Here is a 10,029-nt window from a genome sequence, read left to right on the forward strand (position 1 = left end):
GTAACGGCAGCGCTTCAGCTAACACTTCTAGTTTGACCTGTCTGAGCAATTGTAGGCTGGCAACGACTAAGATTAGTAACAAATACCTGGTGTGATGCAGCTTATTTTGTAGGATTTTCTGGTATGGCGCACGCTATCATTTTTGCTAGATAGGTCAGCATGACTATATTTGACCTATCTTTTTTTTCCTTCATCTGCTGTATCCCTTGCTACACAATGGCTATACCCGCTCTGTCCCCCCGTTAGGTAAATAGTATGCCTGCACCCTATAGTTACGATTTGCGTTCAAAAGCGATCGAAGCCGTTAAACGAGGAAAAAAAAAATAGAGGTAAGCCGTTTTTTTAAAATTAGTAGAAATACCTTTGACCTCTGGCTAAAAAAAGAAAGAGAAACAGGAGACTATCAAGCTAGTCAACCTGTAGGAGTAGGAACTGTCCCCAAAATTACCGACCTAGAAAAATTTCGAAAATTTGTCGAAGAACATAGTGACAAAACCCAAAAACAGATGGCTGAAATTTGGGGAAATAACGTGACACAACAAAATGTTAGTTATGCCATCAAAAAACTGGGGTTTACGCGCAAAAAAAAACTTATGGTTACCGAGAACGAGATGAGCATAAAAGAGAAGAATTTATCAAAAAGCTGGAGGAAATAGAAAACACCAGAAAAGTTTATGTAGATGAAGCTGGATTCGATAATAGAGAGGATTACCCCTATGGCTATAGTCTTAAAGGACAAAGATGTTATGCTCTGAAGTCGGTAAAAAGAACAGAAAGAGTGAGTTGGCTATCTGCCTTAAAAGAGAACCAATTATTGGCTCCTTTAACTTTTGAGGGTTCATGTAATAGAAATTTATTTTAAAATTGGTTAATACACTGTTTAATACCTAACTTAGATTCAGGAGATATTATTATTATTGACAATGCCAGTTTTCATAAAGGAGAATATATCAGAGAAATTGTTGAAGAAGCCGGATGCGAAATTTTGTATTTACCAGCTTATTCACCAGATTTGAATAAAATAGAGAATTGGTGGGCTGTTTTAAAAACATGGATGAAACAAAGAATTATTGAATTTGATACTGTACGAGAATGTGTAGATGCAGCGTTCAAAAAATGTCCTAATGTATGCGCGTAGTGCTATAACTCTTGAAAGTTGGTTTATTTTAATTCTAAGGGATGCCTTAAAAGTGAAATTAACGATTACGGCTTCTTCAGTAACTAGTAAGCTAAGTTAAATCTTAAAATAGGGAGTAGGGAGTAGTTTTTGAAGAGACTTAAAGGTTAAAGGGAGCCCATTTAAATGAAGACAGGCTTATACAGCATTTTTCATAACTATGAGCTAAACAGGATTTTTTCCCTCTTCCCACTTCCGACTTCTCTGTTCCCTGTTCCGGTGATCCGCTGTTCCCTGTTCCCTAATACTTAATAAAATTAAACCTGAAATCCCATAGCGTAAAGTCCCTGACGAAGACGCTGAGCTTCAGCCGGGTTATGGGTTTCGTGAAGTGCGATCGCTTTTTTAAATGCCGATAAACTCTGATCAACGTTGCCCAGTTTAAGCCAAACCACTCCCAAGTTTTGATAAGCCTCTCCATACTCCGGGTTGAGTTGAATCGCTTGCTGATAGGATGCGATCGCATTTTCCATCTGACCCAAAGCCTTCCAAGTCATCCCCAGATTATTATGTCCAAGGGCAAAACTTGGGTCTATCTTCACTGCCATTTCATAAGCAGTTTTGGCGTGATTCAACTCCCCTGCTGTTAACAACAAACTGCCCAAGTTATTGTAAGCTCCTAATTTCAACTGGGGCAAAATCGGTTGTTGAATCGCCTGTTGGTAATGTATTGCTCCTGAATTAAGCTCTCCTTGGCGAGTATAAGCATTCCCCAGATGGTAGTGCAGTTCAAATAATACCGCTGGCTCTAGCTTAGTGCTAGTTAAACCACGCTTGAGTAACTCCACACCCTGGTCTACTTGATTATTTTGAATATAAAGCGCCCCGAGTTTACTACACACATAAGCATCAAACGGATGACTAGCCAGATAGCCTTCCATCGCCGTAAGGGCTCTAGTCAACTTATTGCGTGATGCGATCGCATCATAGCTATAACCGTAGTGTAAGATTCCCACCTGGGATAGAGACACCACCTGCCATTGGGGTTCCCGTTTTAACACTTGCGCTACAGTATCATCCACCATAGCATGATAGGGGCGAGAAAAGCGAATCTCTGGGTGATAGCGAAACAAACGAGACACCAGAGAATAGGGAGATTGAGTCGCTCCCACTTCTTGCCGGACTAGATTAATAACTAGATAGGAACTATTTTGGATTGCCTGCTTGATTTCCGGTACAACTTCCGGTTTCAACACTTCATCAGCATCCAACACCAGTACCCATTCCCCTTCCACATAGCTCAACGCCTGATTGCGAGCAGCTGCAAAATCATTACACCATTCAAACTGATAAACTATAGCGCCATAGCTTTGCGCCACCTCAATCGTCCGATCCGTTGAACCTGTGTCTAGGATGACCATCTCATCCACTACATCCTTGACACTACTCAAACATTGTGGTAATGATTCTTCCTCATCTTTAACAATCATGCATAGGCTAAGCATGGGATCAGTCATTAGGTTAGAAGGTTAGGAGGTTGAAGGTTAGGAGGTTGAAGGTTAGGAGGTTGAAGGTTAGAGGGTTAGACGGTTAGAGGGTTAGACGGTTAGAGGGTTAGACGGTTAGAGGGTTAGACGGTTAGGAGGTTGAAGGTTAGAGGGTTAGACGGTTAGAGGGTTAGACGGTTAGAGGGTTAGACGGTTGTTCCCGTAGCGTGGCCGTTCCCGTAGCGTGGCCTATTGGCCAAGGTTGAAGATTAGAGCGTTAACAATTGAAACCTGGATTGATAACATTCAACATTCAACCTTCAACCTTGGCCTATTGGCCACGCTACGCGAACAACCTATAAAACACCAATATCAAACCGTCACCGAAGCTTTAGGTCGAGCAAAAATCATCCTACCTGCTGAGGTCTGCAAGGCTGAGGTAACAATAACTGGCAGTTCAACACCCATGTGTTTATACCCTTCTTCCACCACTACCATTGTCCCATCATCTAGATAACCAACTCCCTGGGTAGGTTCTTTACCGCCCTTAAGGATTTTCAGCTCTAGGATGTCACCCGGTAGATACAGAGGACGCACGGCTTGGGCTAAATCATTGACATTCAACACTGGCACCTTTTGGAGCTTAGCCACTTTACTCAAGTTGTAATCATTAGTTAAAAGAGTGCCATTAATTTCCTGGGCAAAACGTACCAATTTGGTATCTACAGTTTGTAGGTCATCGTAATCAGCGGAATGGATCACCAAGCGTTCTGGGTAAACAGCTTGCATCCGATTTAGGATATCTAGCCCCCGCCGTCCCCGAGTTCGCTTCTGATCATTGGCAGCATCGGCAAGTTGCTGCAATTCTAGTAAGACAAACTGGGAAACCAGAATTTGGCCTTCGATAAAACCCGTCTCAAGCAGTGCTTCGATGCGACCATCAATGATACAGCTAGTATCTAAAACTTTACTCGAGGCTGGTTTGAGGGTGCCTTCTGCCACTAAAACTGATTCCAAGCTATTAGGATTGATTAGCTGCAAGAAGGTGCGACCATGGGTATCAGCTAGACTAATCCCCAAGAAGGAAAACATCACACTTCCTAAAATGGCAGTCAGGGGTTTGATGAAGGAAAATTCCGAAGGGATGGGGAGTAAGAAAATTGGCGCTAGCATCAAATTAGCTAACAGCAGTCCCAGGATAAGACCAATAGCCCTGGTCAAAATTACCTCAATCGGCATTTTTCGCACTTGGGCTTCTACCCGACGGTAAGTTACTTGGGCCATTAACCCTAGTGCTAGTCCGATAATGGCACCAAAGCATGCAGTAGTCGAGCGTAAAGCGGTCAAATTGCTGACTTGATCTTGCACATGACCGGGGAGCAATTCTACACTATCGAAGCCTATGCTTGCTGCTGCTATGATAAATAAAAGTATAATGACGAAGTCAAGCATCCTTCCTTTCCAATTGGTTTTGTAGTTGTTTTTTTAGGAAAACTTTTTAAACGATGGCATAAACTGTCGTAAACCTGATAGTCAACAACTATATTTAGTATATCGTTTACATCGCTGTATTCTCTGATCCGACTTAGCTTCATTAAACCGTTGAATTGCCTAGGCTAACCGAGGGATAGCTTGGGCAATTATATTCGCTGGAGTTATCTGCTCAAGGGAGTTACAGGTTTCCTACTGTTGACTCTTCTTAAGGGGCGAATCTCACTCCGGAGAAGATTGAGGTTAGCCAAAAGATGATCACAAAACTAATAAAAAATTTATTTAATTAATAACTGTTCATCCCAACGGTCGGATTGGCTTACCTGATTGAAGTATTACCGTAAAAAGCCAGTGGTCAATTTATTACATAATTCTGAGAAAGATTGCGATTCTTTAAGAGTCAGTGCCGCCTATGTTCATATTCCCTTTTGCCGACGTCGATGCTATTACTGTGATTTTCCAGTCTCTGTGGTAGGGGATAACGCCACACAGGGTACCTCTAGCATGATTGACCAGTATGTCGAGGTGTTATGTCAGGAAATTAATATCACTCCACCGACCACAAGCAGTTTAGACACAGTTTTCTTTGGAGGTGGAACACCCTCCCTGCTGGCAGTTGAACAACTAGCAAAAATCCTAGACACCTTAGACAGGCGCTTTGGAATTGCAGCTGATGCGGAGATTTCCATGGAGATGGATCCAGGAACCTTCACCAAGGATCAGTTAAGGGGATACCGAGATTTGGGGGTCAATCGAGTCAGCTTAGGGGTTCAGGCATTTCAAGATAAATTATTGAGCAATTGTGGCCGTACCCATGACTCTAAAGATATAGTCACTGCGATCGAACTGATCCATCAAGTAGAGGTTCCCGAATTTAGTCTTGATTTAATCTCTGGTCTACCGGATCAAACCTTAGAACAATGGCAAAAGTCTCTGGAAATAACGGTCAAGATTGCCCCTACCCACATTTCCAGCTATGACCTAGTCCTTGAGCCTGTCACTGCCTTTGGCCGCCAGTACACCTCTGGAACTAAGCCTTTACCGACTGATGAAACCACTGCCGTGATGTACCGCTTAGCACAGCAGTTGTTTACTAGTGTGGGGTACGAACATTATGAAATTTCTAACTATGCCTTGCCTGGTCATCAATGCCGTCACAATCGGGTGTATTGGGAAAACCGCCCTTATTACGGTTTTGGCATGGGTGCGGCTAGCTATACTCAAGGATATCGGTTCACTAGACCACGCACGAGGCGGGAGTATTATGCTTGGGTGGAACAGTTGGTACAAGCAGGTGGGGTTTCGGATGGCTCACCCACAACTTCAGAGGATGTGTTGTTAGAAACCCTAATGCTAGGTCTACGCTTGGCAGAGGGGTTGAGTCTGTCTATGCTAGCTCAGAGGTTTGGGGAAAAAATTCTGGAACAGATTTGGACGGCTTTGCTGCAATACTACGGTTGTAACTGGGTAGAGGTTGTGGGAGATAATGGCGAAAGGGTTAATTTAACCTATGGTCAGAGGTTACCAATGGCGGGACGGTTGAGATTAACTGACCCGGAAGGGTTTTTGTTCTCCAATACCATTCTGGCTGACTTGTTTCATCTGTTGGGGTAGGAGCCCGTGATTTGTTGATTAACCGCAAAGACGTAAGGGATGGCGAAGAAGACAAGTGGGAATGCTTTATGTGGTGGGAACACCAATTGGTAATTTGCAGGATATGACGTTTCGGGCAGTGGAAATTCTGCAATCGGTGGATTTGATTGCTGCGGAAGATACGCGCCATACCGGGAAGCTATTGCAGCATTTTCAAATTAAAACGCCGCAAGTGAGTTACCACAAACACAATCACGACCAGCGTTTACCCGAGTTGTTGAATCGGCTCGGTCAAGGAAATACGATTGCGTTGGTGACGGATGCTGGGATGCCAGGCATTTCTGACCCTGGCTATAAATTAGTGAAGGCTGTTATTGAGGAAGGGATATCGGTAGTGCCAATACCAGGTGCTACTGCTGGAATTACGGCATTAAGTGCTGCGGGACTACCGACAGACCGATTTGTGTTTGAAGGCTTTTTACCCACCAAGGGTCAAAGTCGAAAAAAACGTTTAGACTCTCTCAAGGGGGAACCAAGAACGTTGATTTTATATGAAGGGCCTCACCGCGTGCTTAATACCTTGCGAGATTTGGCAAGCTGTTTGGGAGAAAACCGTAGGATTGTATTGGCTAGGGAATTAACTAAACTCCATGAGGAGTTTTGGCGGGGAACTATTGGGGATGCGATCGCTCATTTTACTAAGCTAGAACCCAAGGGAGAGTTTACCCTAGTAATTGGTGGAGCTTCCCAAGACAAGCCTATGTTATCAAAAGCTGAACTAGAAGCTCAATTGATAGAGATTATGGCTCAGGGAGTATCGCGATCGCAAGCGAGTCGTCAATTAGCTCAGCTAACTCAACTCCCCCGACGTCAACTCTATCAACTAGCGTTGACAATTCCTTCATCAGTTTTTCCGGTCAAGGAGCAAGACTAAGCTTGATTGCTAAATCTTTCTCAATTTTTTGGTTTTTGTTGATTAACAAGTAACAAGTAAAAAGTAGCAAATAACAATCAACAAGTAACAAGTAGCAAGTAAAAAGTAGCAAGTAAAAAGTAGCAAGTAACAATCAACAATTAACAAGTAATGACTAATCCCTGAACAAAGCTGCGAACTTGCGCTTTGAGTTAAACAACGCCATCTATCTATTCGACATCTATTCGAGTTATGATTTTCAGGATTCACTCCCACTCATCAGCCCCTAACTATAAAGCTAAATTAATACCATGGGTGACACTCGTTTTAGCACTTACTCTGATGTTTGGTTACAAAAGGATTGAAAGCTATTTAGTGCAACCAAAAGTTGCCTTAGTTTTAGGGGGATCTGAAGCGCGGGAGAGATATGCTGCCAAATTTGCCATAAAGCACCCAGACCTCCAAATTTGGGTATCTTCCGGCAGCCCGAAGGGATATGCTCAACGGTTATTTACCCGGGAAGGAATTGAGGTCAGTCGCCTCCACCTAGACTACAAAGCGGTAGATACGGTGACTAACTTTACCACGTTAGTGGATCAGTTAGAAGCTCAGGACATCGATAGTGTCTATTTGATTACTTCTGACTATCATATGCGCCGTGCTCGCTTGATTGGTGATATCGTTCTTGGCAGTAGAGGAATTGTTCTCAAGCCGTTACCTGTTCCTTCCGAAAAGTCTCCTGAACCCCTTGATAAAGCTTTGCGAGATGGTGCTAGGGCTTTGTTTTGGTTGATGACAGGTCAGACAGGGGCTGAATTAGGGCAAGCCTCGAAAAGGTTAATCAAGTGAAGTCTGTTGAAAGTTCTTGCACCAGTACGTAGGGTTGTACAATCAGAGCCTGAAACCGCTTGTTCTGGTTGCTGTTCCAATTAGAGAGTTGCTCAAGCAAAGGCTTGTGCATTAGCTGCTCACTGATCCAATGTTGGACAGATAGCACATCATCGTTTGCGATCGCTACCCCAACATCCAACAAATCCAGTCCCTCATTCACCACCAGTACTGCATCTCGTTTAACATGAGGAATCAGTAAGTCCCAGGTTGTTTCATCCAGAGATTCCGCCAATTGTACTCTTAAATCCATGTTTAATTCAAGGTTTTCTTAACAGTTCTTTAAAAATACAGCAAAATCGTTCCGATGGTTTGTTAGATTTAACCATTTGAGCAAAGCTTTAATCACCTCAGGCTTCCACCTCAGCCTTCCTCTAACCATTCGGTTATAACGGTTCTCATAGTAATGAGCTACACAAGATTGTTTCCCTGATGAGAAATTCGATTAACATCATCAAACAGAAAATGTGGTTGAGGCTAAATCCCAAACATCGGCGCGCTGTAAAATTAGCCCTTGGCTTGGCGCTGCTTGGCATCACGGTGCGATCGCTTCCCTATCTTGCTCCCATTCGTGCTAAAGATTTAGTTCAGGATGACCTAGCGGTAGAATTTCGTGACCGCAATGGTTTATCCCTCGGCACCATCCTCAGTCGAGACCAAGACCATACTGCGGTTGTGCCTCTCGATCAAATTTCCCCGCACTTTATCCATGCTATTCTCGCCGCAGAAGATGGAGAGTTTTATCACCATGGGGCATTAGAGATGCGGGCAATTATGCGATCGCTAATTGAAGCCATTGAGGCGAAACGCATTGTCAGTGGTGCCTCCACCATCACCATGCAACTGGCACGGATGCTGGAACCCAACCCCCGCACTCTACCTGCCAAATTCCAAGAAATTTGGCTATCCTGGCGATTAGCAGCAGGGATGAGTAAAGATGAAATCTTGGCAGCCTATATCAACCGACTCCCCATGGGTGGCAATATCTATGGCTTAGAAGCTGCTGCTCGGATTTATTTTGGCATGCCCGCCAGTGAACTCAATGTTGCTCAAGCCAGCCTATTAGCTGGTCTACCCAATAATCCTAATTATCTCAATCCTTATTATTACTGGGATGCTGCCAAACGGCGGCAAATCTATGTGCTCAAGCGAATGGTAGAGGATGGCTATATCACCGCTACTCAAGCAGACCAAGCTTATGAGGAAGCCATTTCCCTACTACCTCGACAGCAAGGAATAATTGCCGCACCACACTTTTTATTTTTGGTTGCCAACCAATTACCATCAGAGCATCCCTCCCAAATCCGTACTACTATCGACCGTCCCCTACAGGAATTTGTTGAAGCCCAAGTGCAGCAAGTAGTTCGCGACCTTGCCCCTAAAAATGTCCATCACGCTGCTGCTATTGTCATTGAGAATCAATCCGGTGAAGTATACGCCTATGTCGGCTCTCCCGATTACTTTTCCGAAGCTGAATTAGGACGCAATGACGGAGTCCAAGCCCTACGTCAACCTGGTTCCACCCTCAAACCTTTTTTATATCACTTAGCCCTAGAGCAACGCATTATTCGTCCCAACACCGTCTTAGCTGATATCCCTACCTATTACGCCATTCCCGGAGCTAGACTCTACAGTCCCACCGATTACAGCGAAACTTTCCTCGGACCAGTTCGCATTCGCGTTGCTCTAGCCAATTCCCTTAATATCCCAGCAGTTAGGGTATTGGAAAAAGTTGGAGTATCAAACTTTCTGTTGCACTTACATCAACTAGGCTTTGAACACCTAACCCAGTCTCCAGAACATTATGGATTAGGATTAACCCTAGGTAGTGGCGAAGTTAGTCTTTGGGAACTAGCTCGCGCCTACCTCACCCTAGCACGACTTGGACAACCCAAATCCCTTGTCACTACCCTATCTAGCCCCTCGCAAAATGGGGATGATTTATCGGTTTATCGAAGAGGGGCAAGAGCACGAAGACAGGGAATACAGAAAAGTAAACAATTGTCAGATCATCCCCCAAGTATGCAAAGCCCACTATTCAACCTACCCTACCGGAACGCCAAAGGCGAACAACCAAATAACCTTCAACATTCCAACTTTCAACATTCCAACTTTCAACCCAATAACGTACCCTACTCGAACGCCAAAGGCGAACAACCAAATAACCTTAAACATTCCAACCTTAAACATTCCAACCTTGAACTTTCAACCCTTTCAACCTGGGCATTAATAACAGATATACTGAGTGACCCTCAAGCTCGTGCTCAGGGGTTTGGTGTCGATTCAGTACTGAATTTACCTTTTCCCGCTGCCGTTAAAACTGGCACCTCTTCTAATTTCCGAGATACTTGGACTGTGGGATTCACCAAAAACTATACCGTTGCCACTTGGGTAGGTAATTTTAATGGTGAGCCCATGGAACAAGTGTCTGGGGTGATTGGTGCTGCTCCCCTCTGGCATCGGATTATGTTACACCTGCATCAATCTCAAGAACCTGCTCCGTTTCAAGCTCCTCCCGGTTTAGTCCAACGTCCAGTGTG

The 10,029-nt window shown here is 44.1% G+C and carries 8 protein-coding genes and 1 pseudogene; 6 read left to right on the forward strand and 3 right to left on the reverse strand.

The window, feature by feature from the left end:
• Positions 1-255: 255 nt before the first annotated feature.
• Together F6K49_RS30490 and F6K49_RS30495 are read left to right on the forward strand one after the other, a co-directional pair.
• Positions 256-1,138 (forward strand): annotated as a pseudogene (locus F6K49_RS30490) (IS630 family transposase).
• Positions 1,139-1,303: 165 nt separating this feature from the next.
• On the forward strand, positions 1,304-1,429 hold the full coding sequence (locus F6K49_RS30495) for a hypothetical protein (protein ID WP_293044046.1): 126 nt from the start codon (positions 1,304-1,306) through the stop codon (positions 1,427-1,429).
• A 5-nt stretch (positions 1,430-1,434) separates the two neighbouring features.
• Here F6K49_RS30495 and F6K49_RS30500 read toward each other — a convergent pair whose 3' ends face one another.
• Both F6K49_RS30500 and F6K49_RS30505 read right to left on the reverse strand, forming a co-directional pair.
• Positions 1,435-2,634 (reverse strand): tetratricopeptide repeat protein, encoded by a 1,200-nt coding sequence (locus F6K49_RS30500; RefSeq protein WP_366514250.1) that lies wholly within the window; start codon positions 2,632-2,634, stop codon positions 1,435-1,437.
• A 342-nt stretch (positions 2,635-2,976) separates the two neighbouring features.
• On the reverse strand, positions 2,977-4,056 hold the full coding sequence (locus tag F6K49_RS30505; protein ID WP_293102652.1) for a PIN/TRAM domain-containing protein: 1,080 nt from the start codon (positions 4,054-4,056) through the stop codon (positions 2,977-2,979).
• Between the two features lie 390 nt (positions 4,057-4,446).
• Here F6K49_RS30505 and hemW point away from each other — a divergent pair, with 390 nt between their 5' ends.
• The 3 genes from hemW to F6K49_RS30520 all read left to right on the forward strand — a co-directional run bounded on the left by hemW (position 4,447) and on the right by F6K49_RS30520 (position 7,450).
• Positions 4,447-5,709: a radical SAM family heme chaperone HemW gene (gene hemW / locus F6K49_RS30510; RefSeq protein WP_293022058.1), complete on the forward strand. Its 1,263-nt coding sequence runs from the start codon at positions 4,447-4,449 to the stop codon at positions 5,707-5,709.
• A gap of 61 nt (positions 5,710-5,770) precedes the next feature.
• Complete coding sequence (rsmI, locus tag F6K49_RS30515; protein WP_293102658.1) at positions 5,771-6,622, forward strand: 16S rRNA (cytidine(1402)-2'-O)-methyltransferase; 852 nt, start codon at positions 5,771-5,773, stop codon at positions 6,620-6,622.
• Between the two features lie 231 nt (positions 6,623-6,853).
• Entirely contained in the window at positions 6,854-7,450 is a 597-nt protein-coding gene (locus F6K49_RS30520) for a YdcF family protein (RefSeq protein ID WP_293022055.1), read from the forward strand.
• Here F6K49_RS30520 and F6K49_RS30525 read toward each other — a convergent pair.
• Positions 7,443-7,742 (reverse strand): DUF2288 domain-containing protein, encoded by a 300-nt coding sequence (locus F6K49_RS30525; RefSeq protein ID WP_075904108.1) that lies wholly within the window; start codon positions 7,740-7,742, stop codon positions 7,443-7,445. The genes F6K49_RS30520 and F6K49_RS30525 overlap by 8 nt on opposite strands.
• A gap of 212 nt (positions 7,743-7,954) precedes the next feature.
• Here F6K49_RS30525 and F6K49_RS30530 point away from each other — a divergent pair.
• On the forward strand, positions 7,955-10,029 hold a 2,075-nt coding region (locus F6K49_RS30530), incomplete at its 3' end, for a transglycosylase domain-containing protein (RefSeq protein ID WP_293102661.1).

It is taken from the genome of Moorena sp. SIO3I6 (assembly GCF_010672095.1).